At 67.8% G+C, this 22546-nt stretch carries 20 protein-coding genes; all 20 read right to left on the bottom strand.

Annotation, left to right across the window (positions count from 1 at the left end):
* Window positions 1–13 precede the first annotated feature (13 nt).
* The 20 genes from ACYQ2W_RS11305 to ACYQ2W_RS11400 all read right to left on the bottom strand — a co-directional run bounded on the left by ACYQ2W_RS11305 (window position 14) and on the right by ACYQ2W_RS11400 (window position 22534).
* Window positions 14–1102: a DegT/DnrJ/EryC1/StrS family aminotransferase gene (locus ACYQ2W_RS11305; RefSeq protein ID WP_459866612.1), complete on the bottom strand. Its 1089-nt coding sequence runs from the start codon at window positions 1100–1102 to the stop codon at window positions 14–16.
* Between the two features lie 11 nt (window positions 1103–1113).
* Window positions 1114–2043 (bottom strand): glycosyltransferase family 2 protein, encoded by a 930-nt coding sequence (locus ACYQ2W_RS11310; protein WP_459866615.1) that lies wholly within the window; start codon window positions 2041–2043, stop codon window positions 1114–1116.
* Window positions 2044–2070: 27 nt separating this feature from the next.
* Complete coding sequence (locus tag ACYQ2W_RS11315; protein ID WP_459866618.1) at window positions 2071–3954, bottom strand: hypothetical protein; 1884 nt, start codon at window positions 3952–3954, stop codon at window positions 2071–2073.
* A gap of 170 nt (window positions 3955–4124) precedes the next feature.
* Window positions 4125–5258, bottom strand: coding sequence for a dTDP-4-amino-4,6-dideoxygalactose transaminase (gene rffA, locus ACYQ2W_RS11320; RefSeq protein WP_459866621.1), 1134 nt, complete (start codon window positions 5256–5258; stop codon window positions 4125–4127).
* Window positions 5259–5286: 28 nt separating this feature from the next.
* Window positions 5287–6123: a class I SAM-dependent methyltransferase gene (locus ACYQ2W_RS11325; RefSeq protein WP_459866623.1), complete on the bottom strand. Its 837-nt coding sequence runs from the start codon at window positions 6121–6123 to the stop codon at window positions 5287–5289.
* Complete coding sequence (locus ACYQ2W_RS11330) at window positions 6120–6470, bottom strand: hypothetical protein (protein WP_459866626.1); 351 nt, start codon at window positions 6468–6470, stop codon at window positions 6120–6122. Before ACYQ2W_RS11330 ends, ACYQ2W_RS11325 begins: the two co-directional genes overlap by 4 nt.
* Entirely contained in the window at window positions 6467–7378 is a 912-nt protein-coding gene (locus tag ACYQ2W_RS11335; RefSeq protein WP_459866629.1) for a glycosyltransferase family 2 protein, read from the bottom strand. The genes ACYQ2W_RS11330 and ACYQ2W_RS11335 overlap by 4 nt, the downstream gene beginning before the upstream one ends.
* Window positions 7363–7977, bottom strand: a complete 615-nt coding sequence (locus tag ACYQ2W_RS11340) for a class I SAM-dependent methyltransferase (RefSeq protein WP_459866632.1) — start codon at window positions 7975–7977, stop codon at window positions 7363–7365. The genes ACYQ2W_RS11335 and ACYQ2W_RS11340 overlap by 16 nt, the downstream gene beginning before the upstream one ends.
* A 10-nt stretch (window positions 7978–7987) precedes the next feature.
* Window positions 7988–8758 carry a glucose-1-phosphate cytidylyltransferase gene (rfbF, locus tag ACYQ2W_RS11345; protein ID WP_459866635.1) on the bottom strand — a complete coding sequence of 257 codons (771 nt, stop codon included), beginning with the start codon at window positions 8756–8758 and terminating at the stop codon, window positions 7988–7990.
* A 16-nt stretch (window positions 8759–8774) separates the two neighbouring features.
* Window positions 8775–10706, bottom strand: coding sequence for a TIGR04326 family surface carbohydrate biosynthesis protein (locus ACYQ2W_RS11350; RefSeq protein ID WP_459866638.1), 1932 nt, complete (start codon window positions 10704–10706; stop codon window positions 8775–8777).
* A 6-nt stretch (window positions 10707–10712) separates the two neighbouring features.
* Complete coding sequence (locus ACYQ2W_RS11355) at window positions 10713–11579, bottom strand: HpcH/HpaI aldolase family protein (RefSeq protein WP_459866641.1); 867 nt, start codon at window positions 11577–11579, stop codon at window positions 10713–10715.
* Entirely contained in the window at window positions 11576–12700 is a 1125-nt protein-coding gene (locus ACYQ2W_RS11360) for a glycerate kinase family protein (RefSeq protein ID WP_459866644.1), read from the bottom strand. The genes ACYQ2W_RS11355 and ACYQ2W_RS11360 overlap by 4 nt, the downstream gene beginning before the upstream one ends.
* Window positions 12697–13857 (bottom strand): hypothetical protein, encoded by a 1161-nt coding sequence (locus ACYQ2W_RS11365; RefSeq protein ID WP_459866647.1) that lies wholly within the window; start codon window positions 13855–13857, stop codon window positions 12697–12699. Before ACYQ2W_RS11365 ends, ACYQ2W_RS11360 begins: the two co-directional genes overlap by 4 nt.
* A 2-nt stretch (window positions 13858–13859) precedes the next feature.
* Complete coding sequence (locus ACYQ2W_RS11370; protein WP_459866650.1) at window positions 13860–15374, bottom strand: MBOAT family O-acyltransferase; 1515 nt, start codon at window positions 15372–15374, stop codon at window positions 13860–13862.
* 30 nt (window positions 15375–15404) lie between these two features.
* A complete protein-coding gene (locus ACYQ2W_RS11375) occupies window positions 15405–16145 on the bottom strand; it encodes an HAD family hydrolase (RefSeq protein WP_459866653.1) in 741 nt (246 codons plus the stop codon).
* A 12-nt stretch (window positions 16146–16157) separates the two neighbouring features.
* The gene (locus ACYQ2W_RS11380) at window positions 16158–17195 is read right to left on the bottom strand and encodes an NAD(P)-dependent oxidoreductase (RefSeq protein ID WP_459866656.1); all 1038 of its coding nucleotides are present in this window, start codon (window positions 17193–17195) and stop codon (window positions 16158–16160) included.
* Entirely contained in the window at window positions 17195–17887 is a 693-nt protein-coding gene (locus ACYQ2W_RS11385) for an acylneuraminate cytidylyltransferase family protein (protein WP_459866659.1), read from the bottom strand. Before ACYQ2W_RS11385 ends, ACYQ2W_RS11380 begins: the two co-directional genes overlap by 1 nt.
* Window positions 17880–18923 (bottom strand): type I glyceraldehyde-3-phosphate dehydrogenase, encoded by a 1044-nt coding sequence (locus ACYQ2W_RS11390; RefSeq protein WP_459866662.1) that lies wholly within the window; start codon window positions 18921–18923, stop codon window positions 17880–17882. Before ACYQ2W_RS11390 ends, ACYQ2W_RS11385 begins: the two co-directional genes overlap by 8 nt.
* Before the next feature lie 36 nt (window positions 18924–18959).
* A complete protein-coding gene (locus ACYQ2W_RS11395; protein WP_459866665.1) occupies window positions 18960–20720 on the bottom strand; it encodes an ABC transporter ATP-binding protein in 1761 nt (586 codons plus the stop codon).
* Window positions 20717–22534, bottom strand: a complete 1818-nt coding sequence (locus ACYQ2W_RS11400; RefSeq protein WP_459866668.1) for a hypothetical protein — start codon at window positions 22532–22534, stop codon at window positions 20717–20719. Before ACYQ2W_RS11400 ends, ACYQ2W_RS11395 begins: the two co-directional genes overlap by 4 nt.
* Window positions 22535–22546 lie beyond the last annotated feature (12 nt).

Raw genomic sequence — 22546 nt, forward strand, 5'->3', positions numbered from 1 at the left:
GTCCGACAGCCTCCTAGCCCGCACAACGTTCCGCGATCCGCTCCAACTGCGCGGGCCCCAGGTCCTGATGGATGGGCAATACCACCGTCCGGCGACCGAGGCGGGAGGCGCACGGGAAGCCTCCCGCCTCCACCTCCGGCGGCAACTCCTCCCCCGGCCACCGGTAGGCGCCGATGCCGTCGGCGCGCAGACGCTCGACCAGACGCCCACCGGCGTCGATCAGCGGCAACCCCATCGGCACCTCGTCCTCGGCGCACCGCGCCCACGGCAGCTGGATACCCAACGCCGCCAGCCGCGTGGCCAGATAGTCGAAGTTCTCCCGCCGCCGGCGGACCACCGCTTCGGACACCGCGGGCGACCGCAGATAACGGACCAGGCGCCGCGACGGCACCCGCGGCGCGACGGCAGGGTCGAGGGCCGCCGCCCCGCCGCCGCCCCCGCGCAGCCGCCCGATCACCGTCCCCTCGGCATAGGGATTGGAGCCGCCCCAGCCGAAGAGCGCCCGCTCCGCCCAGTTCCTGACCGCGAAGCGCAGATCCGCACGGCGGTGGCCGTCCCCTTCGCCGGAGGGCGGGGGCGGCAGCCTGTCCGGTCCGCCGGCCACCACCAGCATTCCGCCGTCGCCGACCGGGATGAACTTGCGCAGGCTGTAGACCGCCGCCTCACCCAACAACGCCGCGTCGGAGACCCAGCAGTGGCATCGATCCTCCACCACCGGCACCCCCAACCCGCGCAGCCGCTCCACCGCCCCGGCGAGTCCGCACCCGAAGCCGAAGTAGCGCACCAGCAACGCCGCCGCCGGCCGACTCCGCGCCACCGTCTCCTCGAGCCGCGCGACGTCGATGGAGAAGTCCTCGCGCACGTCGATCCACACCGGCTCGATGCCCGCCGCCCGCAGCGGCGCGAGGGCCGAATCGCAGATCAGGGCAGGGACCAGAACGCGCGCTCCGGGTGCGACCCCCAGCAGGGTCAACGCCGCGAAGAGCGCGTCGCGTCCCCGCGGATAGAAGCGGCGCGTCTTATCGAGGAGGGGGAGCGGCGGCGCCCCCGTGTGGCCATCCGCCAAGGGCGCGAGGGGCTTGCCGGAAATCGGCTGCTTCATCCGCGCCCGCCTCAACCCGAGCGCAGGCCGAACACCGCCCGCAGGCGGCGTGCCGCCTTGCGCGCGAATACCGTCAACATGCGCCGATCGGCCAGCACCACGATGGCGGCGAGCTGGCGCAGCCACTCGCCGTAGCGCCGCTGGGCCAGCGCCCGGCGCGCGAAGCAGAGCGCCACCCGCGAGCGGAGCGAGCGCCATAGCCGCTCCTTGTCGGGGATCCCGTGCGGCACCTCGAAGACGTGGCGGTGGAATAGCGACCGGAGGTTGTCGCAGTAGCGCGGGAAGCGCCGGATCAGGTTGTCGTCACCCACGAAATAGCGGCCCAACACACGGTCGATGAACAGGAACCGCCCACCGTGAAAGGCGCAGTTGAGCCAGAAGTCGTAGTCCTCGACCACCACGAGGTCCGGCGACTCGCTGAACCGCAGGCCGTGCCCGTCGAGGAAGGATTTGCGCAGCACCGTGGCCGAGGGGGAGAGCCGGTTGCCGTCGCGCAGCATCTCACCATACATGTCGGCCGCGGCCGGCCCGCTGTTCACCACGCGGACGACCTCGCCGGTGCGATCGTCGACCATCCACTCGTTGTGGCCGCAGAGATCGACATCCGGCCGACCGGACAGCGCCTCCTTAACCGCCTCGAGCTTTTCGGGCAGCCATTCGTCGTCCGAATCGAGCAGGCAGATCCACTCCCCGCGGGCGAGACCGATGCCGGTATTGCGCGGACCGGCCGGATTGCCGGTCCCCGTCTGGTAGTGGTAGCGGATACGCGGGTCGCTGAAGGTCGCCTCAAGCCACTGGGCGGTATCGTCGGTGGAGCCGTTGTCGACGATGATCAGCTCGAAATCGCCGCAGCTCTGGGCGAGCACGCTGGAGACCGCCCGGCCCAGGATCCTGGAACGGTTGTAGGTGGGAATGACAACGGAGAAGAGTGGGGAAGACATGATTCGAACTCGCCTGGATGAGGTGAACTAGGGAACCCGATAGACAAACAGTTTCCCGTCCGCGCATACCGGCGAGGAGTCCGCCAACGGCCGGTCGGTCATCCAGTAACCGATCCCGAGGCGGGCGAGACGATCGGCGATCTCCGCCGGCACCACATCGCGATGGATCGCGTCGACCCGCTCCATCCACTGCGCCTTGTCCGCCACCTCCCGCCCCTCCACCAGGCGCACGAACCGCGCCAGCCCCCGCTCGCCGTACAGCGCGCGGATCTTGGCCTTGAAATATTCGTACTGCCGCTTGGTGAACAACGAGTAGTCCAGATCGGTGCCGTCGATGTAGACCTCGCGCGCGAAGTCGAAGTCGCGGAATCCGCGGGCCGGGGGGATCGCCACCTTGCCGCCGCCCGGCGGCAACGCCCGCATGCACGCCGCCAGCGAGAGGTGCCCCGCCCCCTTGCGCACCTGGAGGGCCAACTCCTCGAAGTAGCGCTCCCCGCTGTCGCCCCCCCCCGCAACCAGGCTCTGAGCGATACGCCCCTGGTATACGCCGTAGGCAAGGCCGGCCCCCAGCACGAGGAGCAGCGGAACCGCCACCACCGCGATCCGCCGATCCGTCCGGCCCCTCGCCGCGACCGCGGCGTAAAGAGCCGCCGCCACCGCGGCGATGATCAGTGAGGAGAGGACGGTACGGGTGTAGCCCCGATCCGCGTAATAAAGATACTGAACGACACCGAACCCCGCCGCCACGGCGGTCAATCCCCATAGCGGCGCCGATCGGCGGAGGCGCGCCGACGCGCCGCAGACCAGGACGGTCGCCAACGACGAAGGGAGCAGGTAAACGGCGACCGCCGCGGCACCTATCGCCCCCTCCACACCCCCCGCGACCGTGCGGCGATCGGCCGCCCAGCGGGCGATCCGTGCCAGCGAGAGGAGCGCCGCCACCCACAGCCCCCGCCGCACCTCCACGCCGATGAACAACTCGGAAAAGCGGCCAAGAAAGATCCCCCCGCGGTGCATCAGCTCCAACAGGAGCACCATCACCAAGGCCAGCGTCGCCCCCCACAACAGGTGATCGAGACGCCCGCGTCCCTCCCGCTCCCGCCACGACAGGTAGAGCGCGCCGAACAGCATCGGGAGATAGAGGAACCCGCCGAACCCCAGCGACCAGAGCGCCGAGACATCGTCCGGATCGAGGAAGTAGGCGTATCGGTACCACTCTCCGGTGGACGCCGCGAGCCCCGGCAGCGGATGCCCCATGGTGGCCCAGGCCAGATACCCCACCCCCGCGCCAAGCAGCAGCGTCCCCGCCAGGTGGGTGCGCACGCCCCGGCCGCTGGCGGCGGCATGCCACCACAGCCCCGGCACGATGAACGCCAGCGCCGCGACGCTGTTCAAGGGGTGTACCTGCATCGCCGCCAGGAACAGACCGTACCCCCACGCCGCACGCCCCCGCAGCTGCGCCCACATGCCGGCGAAGAGCAGCGTCGCCGCCAGGGTGATCGGCATGAACTTGAGCTTGCTCCACAGCCCCAGGTGGACCAGGCCGTGGGCGTAGTAGTTGTAGGAGAGGGCGAACAGCAGCGTCACCGCCAGCGCCGCACCACGCCGCCCCAGCAGCTCCAGCGCTACCCGGTAGAGCAACCACAGCAGCACCAGACGCTGGGCGAAGGCCAGAAACAGGTAGCGCCAGTCGCTGTCGAGCAGCGGCGTTACGTGGCGGATGAAGTGGTAGGTGAAGGTCAGCGGATTGCCGGGACCGAGAAAGTCGTCTTCGGCGATGCCTAGCGAGAGCAGCGGTTCCACGTTGTAGATGTAGTGGTGGAGCAGTCCGGCGCCATAGCTGAACAGCTCGACCACGGCGATCAGCGACAGCAGCAGCGCCACCGTGGAGCCTTTGAGGTTCTCACCCATTGCAAGCCCTTAGGGCTCGTCCGTGAACAAGTTGAACATATGGGGCGTCGAGGCGCCTCCCCGGCAAGGCGCGCCGACGAAGGCATACTCCTCGTATGTTGAGGAGGCGCAACGCCGCCGGGGAGGATGCATCGGCGGTCCAGATGTTCAACTTGTTCACGGACGAGCCCTTACGCGCGGTGGCGCTTCACCCGATCGATGACGTGGCGCTGCTCGTCCTCGCCCATGCCGGTGTAAAAGGGGAGCCGAACCAGGCGGCCCGATATCGATTCACTGACCGGACAGTCGGCCCCCGCGGCGCCATATTCCAACGCCGGCCGGGAGCGGTGCAGCGGCGGGTAGTGGAACACCGCGCCGATCCCCTCCTCCTTCATCTCGGCGATGAAACGGTCGCGCTGCGCCTGGTCGTCCATCAACAGGTAGAACATGTGAAAGCTCTGCTCACACCCCGGCGGCACCACCGGCAGACGCACGCGCTGCTCCGCCGCCCACTCCGTCAACGAGTCGAAGTAGCGCCCCCAAACGTCGGCTCTCCGCGCCTGGATCGACCGGTAGTCCTCCAACTGGGCGTAGAGCAGGGCGGCCAGGATATCGGACATCACGTAGCTGGAGCCCTTGTCGACCCAGGTGTACTTGTCCACCCGCCCCTGGACGAACTGGGAGCGGTTGGTCCCCTTCTCGCGGATGATTTCGGCGCGTTCGATGAAACGCTCGTCGTTGATCAGCAGCGCGCCACCCTCACCGGTGGTCAGGTTCTTGGTCTCGTGGAAGCTCAGCGCGGCGAGGCTGCCCATACTGCCGAGGCGTTCGCCGTGATATCCGCCGAAGGGGCCGTGGGCATTGTCCTCCAGCACCAGCGCGCCGCACTCCGCCGCGATCCGGCGGATCTCGCCCATCTCGCAGCTGACCCCCGCGTAGTGGACCGGGACGATCGCGCGCGTGCGCGCGCTCACCAGCCGCGCGAGGCAGCGCTCATCCAGGTTGAGCGTATCCTCGCGAACGTCGCAGAACACCAGCGTCGCGCCGTGCATGACGAACGCCAGGGCGGTGGAGACGAAGGTGAACGAGGGGACGATGACCTCGTCGCCCGGGCGCAGGTCGAGCAGAATCGCCATCATCTCCAGGGCGTGGGTTCCGGAGGTGGTGAGCAGCGCCCGCCCGACTCCCGTCTCGCGCTCGAGAATCGCCTCGGCACGTTGGCTGAACGCCCCGTCCCCGCCGATATCCCCGGAGAGAAGCGCCTCATTGGCGCGCCGAATCATCGCCTCATCGACATGGGGGCGATTAAATGGAACCGAACGCATCGACGTTGGAACTCCTAAGAGTGGTTCATTAGGCTGGAGGCTTGCGCCCCACGACCACGACACTGCCCCCACCCCATTCGGGCAACAGCGGTGCGACGCCCCGCTCCATCGAGCAGAGCACACCCAGCGCGCGGTTGAGCAGCGGATGGATGCTGAAAATCCCATCCCGCGGCACCTCGTCCGCCGCCTCATGGTGCTCTCCGAGCAGCCGGCGCAAGACCAGCAGCGGGAGCAGGAACTTGAAGAAATAGGCGCTGTGGAGCACCTCGAAGCCGGCCCCTTCGACCAGCGCCGAGAGGGTGGCACGGGTATAGCGGCGCTTGTGCCCGGAGAGCTCGTCATGGCGGTTCCACAACCAGGCGTGGGCCGGTGCGGTCAGCACCGTCAAGCCACCCGGCGCAACCATGCGGTAGACGTTCTCCACGGCGCGCCGATCCTCCTCCAGGTGTTCCACCACATCGAACAGGGAAACCACGTCGAAGGCGTCGTCGAAGGGCGGCTCGTAGATATTCATCAGATAGCGGGTTTCGACCCCCGCCTGACGCGCCCGCTCGAGGCCGGAGCGGTGGATATCCCCCACCGCCACGCGATACCCCAGCTCGCACAGACGCGCCGCCACCCGCCCGGTGCCGGCGCCGATGTCGAGGGTCGAGGCGCCGGCAGGCACCCAGCGCCGGAAAAGCGCCTCGATCCACGCCAGCCGCGCGGTGAACCAGAAGTGTCCCGCGGCCTCGGCCCGCGCCATCTCGTCGATCAGGTAGGCCTCGAAATCGCCGTGGCCCTCCTCGGCCTCCGCGGCGAACACCTCGACCTCTCCCCGCGCGCGCGCCTCACCACCCCCCTTGCCCGCTTGCGGTCCGCTCACGAGCCCGCCTCATCGCTCACCAGTACCACGATCCCGACAACGATCAGGCCATAGGCGAGCAGCTTGCGGCTCCCCATCGACTCGCCGAAATAAAGGTAGCCGACCACCCCGCCGAGCACCACGGTCAGGATGTTGGCGGGAATCAGCACGGTGAACTGGATCCGCGAGGCGGCGACGAACCACGCCGCGAGCGCCGCGCCGTAGAGCCCCAGAATCAGATAGAAGCGGGGGTCGGCGACGCCCGCCAGGATACTCCCCGCATGGCGCATGGCGATCCCCTTGAGCGCCGACTGGACACCGACGGTCAACAGAATCGAGACCAGCAGCAGCGCGTGATAGCGGGTCACCGCGCCACCTTGCGGATGACGTATTGGGGCCGCCGGTTCACCGTCAGGTACATCCTGCCGAGATACTCGCCGATCAGCCCCAGCGACATCAGCGTCATGCCGCCGAGAAAGAGCAGCAGCGCCACCAGGGTGGTCCACCCCTCGATCATCACCTCGGAGGTGAAGTAGTCGTAGATGTAGAACGTCCCGAGGACGAAGCCGAACAGCGCCGAGAGCAGCCCGATCAACGACGCGATCCGCAGCGGCGCGACCGAGAACCCGGTGGTGTGTTTGAAGAAGACCGACAACGAACGCCGCAGGTTGTAGTTGCTCTTGCCCTGATCGCGCGCACGGTGTTCGACGTGAACCTGGGTCACCGCGCTGGTGGCCCGGAAGATCAGCCCGTCGACGTAGGGATAGGGCCCCTCGTACTGAATCACCGAATCCACCACGATCCGCCGGATCGCCTTGAACGGCGAAAGATAGATCTCCCCCGGCTTGCCGATCAGGTATTCGGCCTGCTTGGAGTTGAGATGGCTGCCGAGGTTCTTCCACCACGCCTGTCGCTTGTGGCGGCTATAGTCGGCGTAGCAGACGTCGGCCCCTCGCTCCACCTCGGCCAGCAGCAGCGGGATATCGTAGGGCGAGTGCTGAAGATCGTCGTCCATGATCACCACGCTCGCCCCGACCGCGCGGCCGAGACCGGCCATGATCGCGTTGTCCTGGCCGAAATTGCGCGCCAGACAGACGCCGACCACGCCGAACTCCCGGCTCAACCGCTCGATGACCTCCCAGCTGCGGTCGGCGCTGCCATCGTTGACCAGGATGACCTCGAACTCGCGCCCGTCGAGGGCATCCCACAGCTGCCGGCACAACTCCGGCAGGGCCTCCTCGCTGTTGAAGACCGGGATGACTACGCTGACTTCCATCGCACTTCCCATACCGCATCTTTGCGGCCGAGCCGCATCAATTCATATTCGTACCGCTCCCCGCACGCCGCCGCCAGGGCGGCAGCGAGGGTGCGCTCATCATAGCGGAACACCTCGTGACCGTGCCCCGCGTCGGCGGAACGGCTTGCCAACATGCCGAGCAGGCCGCCGGCGCTCGACAGATTGCGGATCGGCTCGGAGATCACCCAGCGGCGGGACACCGCCATCACCCGCTCCAGCAACTCCGCCAGCATGTCATGGAAGTGGTAGAGCGAGCCCATCGTCACCACCACGTCGGCGGCAGGCAGGGAGGTCTGTTCGCGCAGGTCGCCATGCAGCGCGCGGTAACCCCGGGCGGCGGCGAAATCGACGAAATGGGCATTCAAGTCGATCCCCGTCCACTCGATTCCGTGGCGGCGACACCACTCCGCCACGTAGACGTCACCGAAACAGAACTCCAGTACCGTGTGATCGCGGGCCGGGTCGAGACAGGCGATGACCTCGTCGAAACGCCGGGTGTATCGCCCCAGGTAGAGTACGTTCATCATCAGCCGGTAGAGGCGGATGTTGCGGTAGATCAAGCTGGTTCTGGCCTGCATTTCCCGACCGCTACCAGACACGCCACGCGGCCTCGCCGCGCGCCCACATCTCCTCCAGAACGCGCTTGTCGCGCAGCGTGTCCATGCACTTCCAGAAGCCGTCGTGATGGAAGGTATAGAGATGCCCCTCGCGGGCCAAGCGTTGGAGCGGCTCCTCCTCGAACACCATGGCGTCGCCGGCGATGTAGTCGAAGACCTGCGGATCACACACGAAGAACCCTCCGTTGACCCAGGCGCCATCCCCCTTCGGCTTCTCCAGGAACCTCGACACCCGCAGGTCGGATTCGACGTCGAGGGCACCGAAACGCCCCGCCGGCTGCACCGAGGTCATGGTCACCATTCCGGAGTGGCCACGGTGGAAGTCGACCAGCCGGAGGATGTCGATATCGGCCACCCCGTCGCCGTAGGTCAACAGGAAGGGTTGATCGCCGACGAACTCGCGGGCGCGCAGGATGCGCCCGCCGGTCATGGTCTCCAGCCCGGTGTCGAGCAGGGTCACCTTCCACGGCTCGCAACTGCTGTTGTGGATCTCCATCCCGTTGCCCGCCAGATCGATGGTCACGTCGCTCTGGTGGAGGAAATAGTTGGCGAAGTACTCCTTGACGAGGTAGCCCTTGTAGCCGAGCAGGATGACGAACTCGTTGAATCCGTAGCGGGAATAGAGCTTCATGATGTGCCAGAGAATCGGGCGCCCGCCGATTTCGACCATCGGTTTGGGCTTCAGCTCGGTCTCCTCGCTGAGCCGCGTGCCGAGTCCCCCCGCCAAGATTAAGACTTTCACCCCACCCCCCAAAACTTCAGTGGATATCCAACAACCGCTTCCAGCGCGGCAGATCCCGATCGAGAAAGAAGAAGTCCGGATCGAGCCGCGGTGACTCGGGATCGCGCACCGCCTCGGCCAGCTCCCGCCCGTCGCCGACGAACCGCACGCCCGGCACGCCGAGCATCGAACTCACATTGAACCCGTCCACCGGACGGGCGACGATGGTCGGCAGCCCGAGATAGGCCGACTCCAGGGCGGCCGCGGTGGTATTGCCGCAGAACACCATCCCGACCCGCGGCCAGAGCGCCTCCAGCGCGCCGCCCACCACCTCCACCGACGGCACCAGGCCGAGCCGCGCCAACGGCTCGTCCAACGGGCAGAACGGGTGTGGTTTGACCATCACCCCGATCTCCAGCCGGAAACGGGCGAGCGCCTCGGCCAACATCTCCAGCAGCTCCTCCGTGGCCGCCGCCGAAATCTCCCCCAGCACCAGCAGCGAACCCGCGCCGCCGGGGTGGCGCGAGGTTCGCTTGAGCGCCGGGAGATAGAGGTAACGCAACGCCTCCACGTCCACCAGACGCCCCTCGGGAACCCCCGCGGCGGCCAGCAACTGCCGGGCGCCACGACCGTTCACCGCGATCCGATCCGGCTCGGGACAGCCGCCGGGGCGCCCCACGCCATCCCAGTACCCCGGGGCGTTGAACTGGCGGTAATCGTGCCGGCGCACCTTGCTGTGGACCACCCCGATCAACTCGCCGCCCCCGGCGCGGCGGCAGGCATGAAGCATCGCCCGCTCCCACGGCTGGTTCTCCCGCAGGTAGAGGTAACCCGCCTCCCCGCCTCCGCGGGCGCTTGCCATCCGCGCGAACAGATGGGCCGCGATGAGCCCGTGCATCGCCGCCACACCGCGCAGCGATCGGCCCACCGCATCACCGAACAGCGGCCACAACGGCACCTCCCGATCCAACCCGGCGATCAACGGACGCAATCGGCGACGGATTGTACCGGCACTCCTCCACAGGCGTAAATAGCGCGCCAGGACTGCCACGACGCCCCCCCAGCTCATGAACCCGTCGAGGGGTACGAGGCGCTGACGGCCGCGGCCGTCACCCGCGCGGCGGAGGTTGAAGCGATCCAGCAGGGCGCGGAACGCCGCACCATCGGGGCACTGCGCGCTCGGCGAGAAGAGCAGCAACCAGTCGACCGGCCGAGCCGCCCCCTCCAACAGCTCATGCAACCCGCCCCAGTAGCGCGAGCGGAACACCCCGTCCGCCGCCGCCCCGGGATCGAAGTTGGGAAAGTAGCCGACCACTCCCAGCCCGCATTTCTCACCGGCTTGCGCGTCGAGCGCACCGTCGGCGGCCGTCGGGTAGCCGAAAAGCGCGCGGCGGCGCCACAGATAACGGCCGAGGAAGATGAGCGCCCGCAGGGTGTGGGGCAACCGGTCGAAGCCCGCGCGCAGGGAGAGCCGACGCCAGCGACGCCCGGCGGCCCCGCGCACCGTCAACCCCAGCCGCTCGCACACCCCGCGCGCCGCCGCACGGGCGCTCGGGGAGGAGAGCCGGATCTCCACGTCACGATAGCCGCCCTCGCGCACCAGCTCGGCGAGCGCCCAGCAGCGCATCAACTCCTCCAACTGCGGCAACTGGTGGATATCCTTCTCCGCCACCACCCCGAGCCACCAGAACGAGAGCCCGTCCAACGGCTCCGGGGCGATCCCGGCGCAGGCCGCCACCACCGACTCGCCCATCCGGTCGATCAGCTCATACAGCCGTTGCCGGAGGCGCGCGTCGTCCCGTTCCAGTCGCAGGGAGAGGGCGATCTCCCCTTCGCGGCCGGACAGCCCGTCCCAGCGGACCACCTGGACCCCGCGGTGCGGGGGCTCCAAGGACGGCTGGTAGCGGTCGACCAGCAGCATCGAAGGGCCCACCCCGCCGTGCTCCCTCACCTCCCCGCGCCCCTCCATGGGGGTTCAGTCGTCCCGCCCGGTGTGCCGCTTGCCGATCTCCACCGCCTTGAGATCGTAGGCCCGGCAGATCCGCATCCCGCGGTCGATCAGCTCGGTGACGTTCTGCGGCGTGACGATACCGAGGAAGCGCAGCCCCGCGTCGCGGCAGGCGTTCCAGATCCTCAGGCGCACCGCCTCCAGCTCCGCGGGCAACGGGAAGTCCGGCTTCTCCGCATAGCCGAAGGAGAGCGACATATCACCGAGGCCCCACTCGCCGAAGCAGAGCCCCGGCACCCGGGCGGTCTCCTCGCAGTGCTCGGCCGCGCGGCGGTTCTCCATCTTCACCCCGATCACCAGCTCGCCCTCCGGGTTGAGCGGCCAGGGGTCGGCGCGCCGCATGTACTCCTTGGGCGTCACGCCCCACACCGCCGCGGCCCCTTTCTCGCCGCCGTGACCACGCCTGCCGATGGCCAGGCCGAGCCGCTCGTCCACCGGCTGCAGCGGGTAGCGGATCCCCTCGACCAAGGCGCGCACCGCCTCGGGCGACTCGGCATGGCAGAGCAGCAGACCGTGGACGCCGCGGGCGAGCAGTTGGGTCGCGATCCAGACGTTGCTCTCCACCACCTCGCGGCTGCTCCCCTGAAACGGCAGCTCCGCCACGATCGCCGGGGTACGGTGGCCGCCGGCGGTGGGTCCACCGGCCACCAGCCCCTGCATGAAGCGGTCGATGCCGCCGAGGTCGAAAGGACCATGTTCCAGGTCGAGCCGGATGTAGTCGGCCCAGGTGGAGGCCATCCTCACCCCGTTCTCGTAGGTGAAATCCGATGTGCTGTCGTAGTACACCGGTTGGTCCCGCTCCAGCAATTCAATGATCTTGTTGATACGCTTCATGCCTGTTCCCGCATCTCGTCAATCGCCTCTCCCGCCGCCCGGGAGAGCCTGCGCCACGCCTCGGCGGAGGTCAGCTCGCCGCCGCCCAGGGCGGGGCCGGGGTAGATGGCGCGAAACAGCGCCGGCCGCTCTTCGGCCACCCCCACCACCGCCACCACCGGGGTCCCCGACGCCTGGGCGATGCGCGCCAGGTAGTAGGGCCCCTTGTTGTGCAGGGTGGTGCGGTCCATCCGCCCCTCCCCCACCACCAGCAGATCGGCGTCGGCGATACGCCGCTCCAACGCCAGCTCCGCCGCCACCAGTTCGGCACCGAGGCGCAGCTCGGCGCCGAGAAAGCCGTGGAGTCCCGCGCCGAGGCCGCCCGCCGCCCCGGCCAGCGGTATATCCACCTCGATCCCGCTCTCCCTACGGATCACCGCCGCCAGGTTGCTCAGGCCGCGGTCGAGATAGGCGATCTCCACCGCGTCGGCCCCCTTCTGCGGGCCGAAGGTGGCCGCCTGGCCGTGCTCGCCGAGCAGCACCGTCTCCACGTCGGCCGCCACCACCAGCTCGAGGGCGCCGGGATCGACGCGCAGGCGGTCGCGGCGGAAGCCGCCCACCGCCATCAGGCTGAGGGCGTTGTGGCCCCGGTTGCAGAGCGGCGCCAGCGGCGCCCCGTCACGGTCGAGGAACTCCACCCCCAGGGCCTGGGCCATACCCATGCCGCAATCGGTGACGATGGAACCGCCGAGGCCGACGATGATCCGCCGGCGCCCCCGTTCCACCGCGGCGAGGATCAGCTCACCGACGCCGAAGGAGGTGGCCACCATGGTCTGGCGCTCGTGGGGAGCGAGGATCGCCGATCCCGCCGCCTCCGCGATCTCGATCACCGCGGTGGCCCCGTCGTCGAGCAGACCCAGCCGCGCCTCGCGGGGCCGGAACAGCGCATCGTGGGCGGGCACCGACTCCACCCGCCCGCCGACCCCGGCGGTCATCACCTCGATCAGGCCGTCGCCGCCGTCGGCCATCGGCGCGCACTCCACCTCCACCCCGCTCCGCACCATCCCCTCGGCGATGGCGCGACAGGCCTGGGCGGGGGTAAGCAGGTCCTTGTGACCGTTGCTGGCGACCAGCACCTTCATCGCACCGCCTCCCGGGGTTCCAACGCGCCTGCACCGATCGCGGCGACCCGCTCGGCCAGTCGCGCCAAACCGCGCTCGTTCAAATGATGGACGTCGAAATAGTCGTCGTCGGGGTAGTCGCGCAGCGCCTCCACCCGCCACAAGGGGTGCTCCGCGGCGATCCGCGCCAGCAACTCGTGCTCCAGCGCCCGCAGGCGGCCGCGCCGCTCCGCACCGAGGGCCGCCATCGCCACCGGAGCCGCGCCGATCAGCAGGAAGCTGAAGCGGTGGGGGATTCCGCGGTCCTGGAGATAGGCCTCGAGGCGTCCCATCGAAACCCCCAGCATCTTCACATTGTTCTCGATGACTCCGTCCCGGGCGTAGTGCGCCAGTTGCTTCCAGAACACCTGCCCCATCTCGCCGGGTTCCATGCCGGCGCGGACTCCGGCGGCGTGGCGCCTCAACCATTGGGGGCGGCGCACCTCGCGGGAGGGCGCCCCCTCGCACCACGGTTCACCGTCGGCGATCCACGCCGACAACCGGCTCTTGTTGATCGGACAGCGCATGTTACCGAGCAGCAGGCGGCTCCACCACGCCGCGCCCTCGGCCGCCGCGCCTTTGGCAGGCGTCACGTAGCGCTCCACCTTCAACGCCTCCGCCAGACCGTGAATCGCCGCCGAACGCCAGTACTGGTCGCCGGTGTAGAAACGGGCCAGGGGGTAGACGATGACGATGTCATACCCCGCGGCGGGCCGTCGGCGCTCCGCCGCTTCGATCCCCACCACCGCCAGCGAGGCGCTCGCCCCGGCGTAGTCGCCCACCAGCGCGGCGTTGATCACATCGAACCCCTCCGCCAACCGGGCGTTGAGGAAGCCACGGTCGATCGCCCCGGCCCCGGCGGCCACCGAATTGCCGATCAACACCAACCTCCGCCCCCCCTCGAAGCGCTCGATTCCACGCAGAAAGGTATCGCGCAACGCCCCCTCGCTCACCGGGACCACTCCGCGATCGGTGTCGAAGTAGGCGGCCCGGGGGACCTGGTAGGCGTCGATGCGCCCGGCGTAGTCGAAATCGAACAGCGCGACCAGCAGGGCAAGCGAGAGCAGCCCGAAGAGCGCCAGGAAGCGCCCATGATCGGCACGCAGAACCGTCGTTGCCGGGGAGTTGGGATCACCCATGGTCAGAACTGGAAGTAGATGAAAACCTTGTCGTCCCTCATGAACAACAAGAACGAGCAGAGCACGAAACCCAGCCAGACCGCCGACGCCCACCCGGGCGAAGGGCGCCAGCGCAACCTCGCTTCCCCGTCCGCCCCTTCCAGACGGAGCAGTTGCTGGGCGTTGGGCAGGCTCCACACCATCCACCAGAGCGCCCCGAGGATGGCGGCGAACGCCCATCCGGAGGCCCACCGGCCGCCGCTCAACACGCCCTCACCCAGGAACCAGGGACCCAGGTTGGCGAAACGCCCGGCGGCGCTGAAGTCGAGACCGGCGCCGTTGCCGCCGAACATCGCCCACAGATAGCGCTCCGCCCCGGCGAAGGAGTCCGCCCGGAATACCACCCAGGCGACGGTCACCGTGGCGAAAGTGAGCAGCCGCGCGCCCCAGCGCCACCACGCCGCGTCACTGAAATCGATGCCACTCAGCGCGCACCCCCGCCGCCACAGCTGATTGAGCCCCAGGAGCAGCCCGTGCAGCGCCCCCCAGGCGACGAAGGTCCAGGCGGCGCCGTGCCACAATCCGCCAAGCAGCATCGTCACCGCCAGATTGAGATAGTGCCGCGCCCGTCCCCGCCGGTTGCCCCCGAGGGGGATGTAGAGGTAGTCCCGCAGGAACCGCGACAGGGTGATATGCCAACGGCGCCAGAAGTCGATGATGCTCGCCGCCTTGTAGGGAGAGGCGAAGTTGAGCGGCAGCCGAATACCAAACATGCGCGCCACGCCCAAGGCCATGTCGCTGTAGCCGGAGAAGTCGAAGTAGATCTGGAAGGCGTAGGCGAGCGCCCCACCCCAGGCCTCCACCGCGGTGAGCGCCGTGCCCCCCTCGGCGGCGTCGAACAGGGGCGTGGCATACCCCTCCACGCCGTCGGCCAACACGACCTTCTTGACCAGCCCGATGACGAACAGGGTAAGCCCGACGCTCAAGTTCTCCGCCAGCGGCGCACGCAACCCGGCGACGAACTGGGGGATGATCTCCTTGTGGTGGACGATCGGCCCGGCAATCAGCTGGGGGAAGAAGAGGACGAACAGGCTGAAGTGCAAAAAGCTGGGATCCCGCACCTCGCCTCGATGCACGTCCACCAGATAGGCGATCTGCTGAAACGTGAAGAAGGAGATCGCCAGCGGCAGCACGACGCCGCCCAGCCCCCCCTCCCATCCGAGTTCGCCGGCGATGAAGCCGGCGTACTTGTAGTAGCCGAGCAGCAGCAGGTTGAGCACCACCCCGAGCGTCAGCAGTCCTCGCCCGCCACCATCGTGGGAGGCGCGGGAGAGCAACCGCCCGAGCCCGTAGTTGGCGGTCACCGAAACCACGATCAGCACCACGTGGGGCGGGTGCCACCAACCATAGAAAAGCAGCGAGGCGGCAACCAGGAAGCCGAGCGAGGCCTCCGCGCCGAAGGCGAGCCGAACCAGTTGGTAGCCGATCAGCGCGGCCGGCAGAAAGAGGAAAATGAAGAGTTCGGAGGAGAAGAGCATGCGTCGACCGCCCGCCCGACGGCGACCGAATCAGGCCAATTGCGCCAGTCCGTCGAGCCCGAGCGTGGGAAATCCCTGCCGTTTCGCCGCCTCGATCCCCCCTTCCCAGGTATACCCCCAGGTGCAGAGGCAGCCGGCGATGCCCTGGGCCGCCGCCATCTCCAGATTCTCGAGGTTGTCGTCGATGAAATAGAGCTCGCGGCCGGGGTGCTCCTCGATCAGGCGGCGGAAGTGGCCCGGCTTGTCCCCACCCTCGTTGCCCGAAACCAAGTCGTCGGGCAGCTCCACGCCGTTGTTGCGCAGGATGGTGAGAATCGAGCGGCTGTCCTTGGAGGAGACCAGGTGGGCACGCCCCTCGGCGAGGCGGGCGACCAGCCACTCCTTCATTCCCGGGAAGAGGGCGTGGATGGCGACCCAGCTCCGCTCATCCCGCTCCATCCAGCGGTAGCGGGTGGCATAGAACAGCTCGTGGTAGCGCATGATGCGCGCCGCATCGATCTCCCACTGACGATCGAGGGGGAGGTCGGGGTCGATGGCGCTCCCCGCCTCGATCAGGTCCCAGATCACCATGAACTCGCGGGCGGTGCGCGCCAGATAGCGGAAACGGATGAACGCCTCGGCGGCATCGGCGGGGACGTCGTCGACGGTGAAGGCGGGTTCGAAGGGCTCCCCCTTCAGCTCGCGGTAGGCGGCGTAACCGGTGACCATGCACTCGGCCCGCGAGTCGCACACCACACCGTCGAAATCCACCAGATAGAAGGGTTCTCGCATCGCTCGCTCCGCCTACAGCTTGCTGTAATCGATCACCAGGGCCTTCGGCGTCTCGCCGCGGTAGACCCGGCAGAGGTTCTCCACCACGTGTTCCACCACCCGCATCCGGGTCTCCTTGGAGGGGCCGGAGTGGGGGGAGAAGATCCCCCTGACCACCTGGACCTCGCGCTGGAAACCGAGCACGTCCCAGGTCTCGCTGACCGGCCGGCCGTAGGCGAGCAGCGGCAGGTCGGCGGCGGGGGGTTCGTCGTAGAACACGTCCAGGGCGACCCCGGCGATCCGCCGCTCATCGAGGGCGCGGGTGATCGCCGCCTCGTCCTGCAGGTCGCCGCGGGAGAGGTTGACCAGCAGGGCGGTGGGCTTCATCCAGCCGATCAGCTCCTCGCTGATCATCCCCTTGGTGCGGTGGGTGAGCGGCACGTGGAAGGTGACGATGTCGGCTTCGCGCGCCAGCGATTCCAGATCGCGCGACTCCGCCCCCTCCACCCTCTCGAACCCCTCCATGCCGTCGCGGATGTCGTGGTAGAGCACCCGCATGCCGAAGGCGAGGCAGCGCCGCGCCACCTGGCGGCCGACGCTGCCGAGGCCGACGATGCCAACGGTCTTGCCGTGCATCTCCAGGTTGTAGTGCTTGAGATTGACCCACTGGCCGTCGAGCACCGTCTGGTGGTGGTGGAACAGGTGGCGGTAGAGCGCGAGCACCACCGAGAAGAAGTGCTCCGCCACCGAGATGGCGTTGGCCCCGGCGTTGTTGGCGATCGGCAGACCGTTGCGCGCGGCGCGATCCAGGTCGATCTGGTTGTAGCCGGCAATCGGCAGTTGGAGGAACTTGAGCCGGCCGGCGGCGGCGTACTCCTCGTCCGACAGGTCCTTGCGACCGACGATGGCATCGGCCTCCGCCAGCAGCTCCAGGTAGTTGTCCGGCTTGTGGTGGTTGTCGTACTCGATGCGCACCCACTCGAAACAGGGCTCGCCGAGCCGCCGGAGTTCATCGAGGAAGGTGTCGTAGAGATCGTGGGTGATCAGGATCTTGAAGGGACGCTCACTCATCATCGTTCACCGTGCTCGATCAACAGCCGCGCCATCTCCATCTGGAAGGGGTGGTCGATGTCGATGGATCGCTCGAAGGGCATCACGAAGGGGATCGGCGCATCGCCGATGAGGTTGCCCTGGCGGCGCAGCATACCGGCGGTGTTGAACATCACCGAGTAGTTGGCGCGATAGGCCTTGGCGTGGTCGTTGTGGCGGGTCGACTTCCGGTAGTCGTCGCCGAACATCGGCGCCAGCCGTCCCCCCCCGTCGATCGACAACGCCACCTGGATCGGATACTCGTACTCGGTCACCGCCGCCACCGGAGTGGTGGCGCCGTGGTCGACGAACAGCCGATAGGCGCCGCGGATATCCTCCGCGTTGCGTAGCGGGCAGGTGGGGAAGAGGATCGAGACCACGTCGTCGTCGGCCATGCCAAGACTATCGATCATCTCCTGCACCACCTGGATCATGAAGGTGGTGCCGCTGGCCAGCGCCTGCGGCCGGCGATAGAGTTCGGCGCCGCTCGCCTCGGCGGCGACCAGGATCTCGTCGTCCTCGGAGTTGACCACCACGTGGCCGAACAGCCCGCTCGCCTTGGCCGCCTCGATGGTATGGGCGATCAGCGGCTTGCCGCCGATGGGCAGGATGTTCTTGCGCGGCACGCGGCTGGAGCCGCCACGGGCGCAGATCACCGCATAGCGCTCAGCCATTGCCGCCTCCCACCAGGGCGGCCAGGTCGACCACCCGGTTGCTGTAGCCCCACTCGTTGTCATACCAGAGCACCAGGCGCAGACGCCGCCCATGCATCAGCCTGGTCCAGCGACCGTCGATGAAGACCGACTCGTCGGTGCCGGCGTAGTCCACCGAGACCCGCGCCTCGTTGTCGTAGCCGATCACCCCGGGGTTGCGCGCCACCAACCCACTGAAGAGCTCGTCGAGCTCCTCCTCGCGGCTCTCGCGTCCCAGCTCCAGCACCATGTCGGAGACGGTGACGCTGCCGGTGGGAATGCGGAAAGACATCGCCTCCAGCCGCGCGGCCAGCTCGGGCAGCACGTCGCCGAGAGCCTTGGTCAGGGTGGTCTGCTTGGGAATCAGGTTGGTGGGGCTGGCCCGCCCGAGGGAGAAGTCGTCCCAGAAGTGGCCCGGATTGGAGATGGAGCGCACCGTGCCGTCGAGCAGGTTCTGGTAGGAGAGCCAGGGGTGCAGGGTGGTGATGAAGCCGTGCTCGACCCCCATCGCCCCCTCCAGGGCGTTGAGCACCACCGCCGAGGAGATGACGTCGCAGATGCTGGAGCTGACCAGGTGATCCCGCGCCGGATCGTAGCTCCCCTCGTTGACGCCGAAGACGACGGTGCGATCGGCATCGCGCTGGGCGTGGGTGAAGACCACCTTGCCGACCCGCCCCTGCTCCACCATGCGACGGGCCGACGGGACGTTGCGGTTGACTCCGGAGGAGTCGATCACCACATCGACGCCGAGCGACTCCCAAGGCACCTGGGCGATGTCCTCATGGGCGAAGAAGCGCACCTCGCCCTCGCCCCAGTCCATGCGCAGGGCGTCGTTGTCGCCCCGCACCGCGTGGGGAAAACGCCCGTACTGGGAGTCGTACTTAAGCAGGTAGGCGTGGTTCTCCACGTTGGGGTCGATGTCGTTGACCGCCACGACCTGGAACTTCTCCCGCCCGGCGTTGATGCGGAAGACCGCCCTCCCGATCCGGCCGAAGCCATTGATTCCAACCTTGATCATCTCTCTCGATTTCCACCGCTTTTCTTATGAATGTCGTCACCGCTCGCCGACCACCTCGGCGTAGCTCCCCTCCTCGACGATCCGCCCCTCGTGGAGGCGATAGACCACGTCGCAGTCGGCCAGGGTGCTGAGCCGGTGAGCAATGATGATGAAGGTGCGTTCGCCCCGCAGGGCGTCGACCGCCGCGGTGATCGCCCGCTCGGTCTCGTGATCGAGTGCCGAGGTCGCCTCGTCCATGATGATCACCTCGCGCTGATGGTAGAGCGCGCGCGCCAGCGCCACCCGCTGGCGCTGCCCGCCAGAGAGGCGGATGCCGTTCTCGCCGACGCGGGTCTCGACCCCCTCGGCCAACTGCGCCACCACCTCCTCCAGCTGCGCCAAGCGCAGCGCCCAATCCACCCGCTGGCCGTCGATCTCCGCCGCGGGTACGCCGAGCGCCACATTCTGGCGCAGCGTGTCGTCGGCCAGGAAGATCGTCTGCGGGATGTAGGCCACCCGCGTCAACCACCGCCGGGGATTGTCACCCAACGGCTCGCCATTCACCAGCATCTCGCCCCGCTGCGGGGGGAGAAAGCCGAGGATGAGATCGATCAGGGTGGTCTTCCCCGCCCCGGAGCGGCCGATGATACCGATCGAACGTCCCCGTTGGAGATCGATGGAGATGCCGCTCAGCGCCGGCCTGTCGGCGCCGGGATAGGTGTAGTCCACCCCCTTGAGGGTGAAGCGCTCGAAGGGCGGGCCGCTCCCCTCGGGCAGCGCCTCCGGAACGGTCCAGCGCCCCATCCGCTCCACCTCGCGCAGGTCGCGGTAGACCTCCTGCATCGCATGCCTGCTGAAACGCATCTGATTGACGCCGCTGATCATCTGGCTGGCCGCCGGCATCAGCCGCACCCCGGCGACACCGAACATCCCCAGCACCGGCAACACCTCGGTCAAACCGACGCCCGCCGCCTCGCTGACCAGCACCACCCCGACGACGAAGGTGACCATCGCCGATTCGACCAGATAGCGGGGAATGATCTGATAGCCCTGGTAGCGTTCGTTCCACAGGCCGTAGCCGTCGGAGGCCTCACGCACTTGGTCGAAGAAGTAGCGCTCGCAACCGAGCACGCGCACCTCCTTGAACCCTCCCATCCCTTCGTTGACCCCGCGGATGATCTCCTTGGAGTGGACGTTGCACTCGCGGCCGGCGACCACGATGTGGGAGCGGACCCAGGCGTAGTAGAGGGCGATCACCACCACGAACATGCCGAGCACCCCGAGCACGCCGACGGGAGAGACGCTGAACAGCAGCCCGATGACGAACAGCACCGAGATCGCCTCGGCGGTCATGCTCAGCGAGTTGACCAGCACGCCGTTGGTGTAGCTCACGGTGTAGTTGGAGATCGACTGCACCATCTCCGCGGTGTTGCGCGTCAGGTAATCGTGGTAGGGCATGCTCTGGAACGCCCCCATCAGGCGGCCGCGCAGCCAACTCAGGTGGGACATGCTGAAGGCGACGATGCGCTTGCGGATCCAGTAGGCGCTCACCCCCTTGAGGTAGAACGCGACGAGGATCACCAGCCCCATGCCCACCGCCGGGTGAGAGAACCCCGCGGCGACGAACAGCGCCTGCACCCCGCCCCACGCGGCGTTCCCCCTGGCCGCGCCCGGTTCCAGGCTCGCCATGAACGGGCCGATCAGCCCGATCCCCAGCAGATCGAGCAGCGAGACGACGCCGAACAGCATCACCATGGACGGCAGCTCCCGCCGCCGCTCACCGATGATGAAGAGATATTGGCGGAAATAGGATTTCACCGGGCGTCCGACGCCTCCCCCGTATGCAGGCCGACGGCGCGGCGAATCACCGGCACCGGATCACGCACCTCCAGGTCGATCAGCTCCGCGAACGCCTGGAAGTCGTAGCGCTCCTCGCCCGCCTCGATGCGCGTGATGCGTTGCGCGATCTCTTCGAAGCCGTCGACGCACATGGTGGGAAAGTCCCGGTAGTAGACCTGTTCACTCGCCTTGTCACGGTCGAGGAAGAAGGTGATGCAGCGCAGTTGGATCGCCTCAGCGGCGGTGGTGCTCCACACGGTGATCGCGTAGCCGGACTGAAGCATCACTTCGTAGACATAGCGCTTGCCCGCGGTATCGACCGACTCCACCCATGGCCGTGAACCGAAGCGGTCGCGGTCATGCATGCCCACCAGCAGCTTCAGGTTCGGCGGCGCATCGTCGAGCGCCCTCAGGTTCCCCGTATTGAAACTGCCGTCGGCGACCCGCGACGGCTTGGGCCAGATCACCACCTTGCGCTCGGGGAATCGTCGGGCCAGCCCGATCACCCCCCCGAGAACCCCCTCCAGGTCGTCGACCGGATTGAGGAAAAAGGCGATGTCGTTGGAGCGCTCCCCCGCGACGGCCCGCCCTAGCTGATCGGGAGAGATCGCCAACGAACCGACGGGAATGCAGCGCAGGGACTCCGACCAATAGCGGCGGTAGTAGCGCTGGTAGAGCCGGGTGCCGTAGGAGAAGTAGAAGTCGGCATCGACAAACAGCCACGGCACGGAGCCGAACGGCGTATACGGGAGTCCATGATTGGTCGCCAGCGCCACCCCGCCTGAACGGCGCAGCTCGAGATTGCGCACCACGTGATCGGCGCCGTAATCGTCGAGCATGAAGAAATGGTCGATGGAGAAGCGATCGAAGAACGCGCGATACATGCCGCGCACCACCAAGGCCCCCACCAGCGAATAGAACAGATCGCTGTCCCGCGCCCAGAAGCGCCGCAGAAAGGCCGCGCCGTCGCCGATCAGCAACGACATCGACGCCCCCAGCGTCCGCGCACAGACCCGTGCATCGGCCACGCAGTGGTGGTCGTGATCGGGAACCGCCTGCCGGCGCCGCTCATCGATCCCGCGACCGCGATGGAAGTAGAGCAACCGCTCTCCCGCATCGGGCAGACGAAGATAGACCGGATCCAGCCACCCCATCATTGCGTCGACGGCGAATTGGTAGCGCTCCTTGCGCACGCCGGAAAGCGACAGGCGCCGGACCAGCCACAGCGCCATATAGGCGCAAGCGGCAACGTAGAGGAGGAGATTGGTCACACCCCGGATCAGCGGCCTGCAGCGGACCGGATAGAGCGGCTCACCGTAGTAGATCTCCACCAGCTTGGCCAGATCCGCGTAGACGCCGACGATCCGCACCGCGCCTTCCGGCATCACCTCGCGCGACCAGCGCACGAGAAAGAGATCCTTCATCACCGCGAACAGGTGACGACTGACCAGCTTCTTCCCCACATAGCCGTAGCCGAGCGGATCGAGCCCGGCGTCGACACCGACCCAGCGGGAAAAACGCTCCCCGGCACGCGCGTAGATGTTGCTGCGAAACAGCGTCTCATGACCGACCATCGGCCGACCGGAGAGCCACTCGCCCGAGCCGGGAATCGACTCGGGCAGACCCGCCCACCCCCTGCGCACCAACCACTTGGCCACGCGCCCCAACACCCCCTTGAGCGGCGGGAACAGCGCCCGCTCGGAATAGAGATGGACCTCCTTCCGAAGCGCGATCAAGAGCAGCAGGTACGGGAGATTGAATTCGCTGAGGATGAAGAGGTAACGAGGCTTCACAAGCGACCGACG

Source organism: Endothiovibrio diazotrophicus, assembly GCF_054657215.1.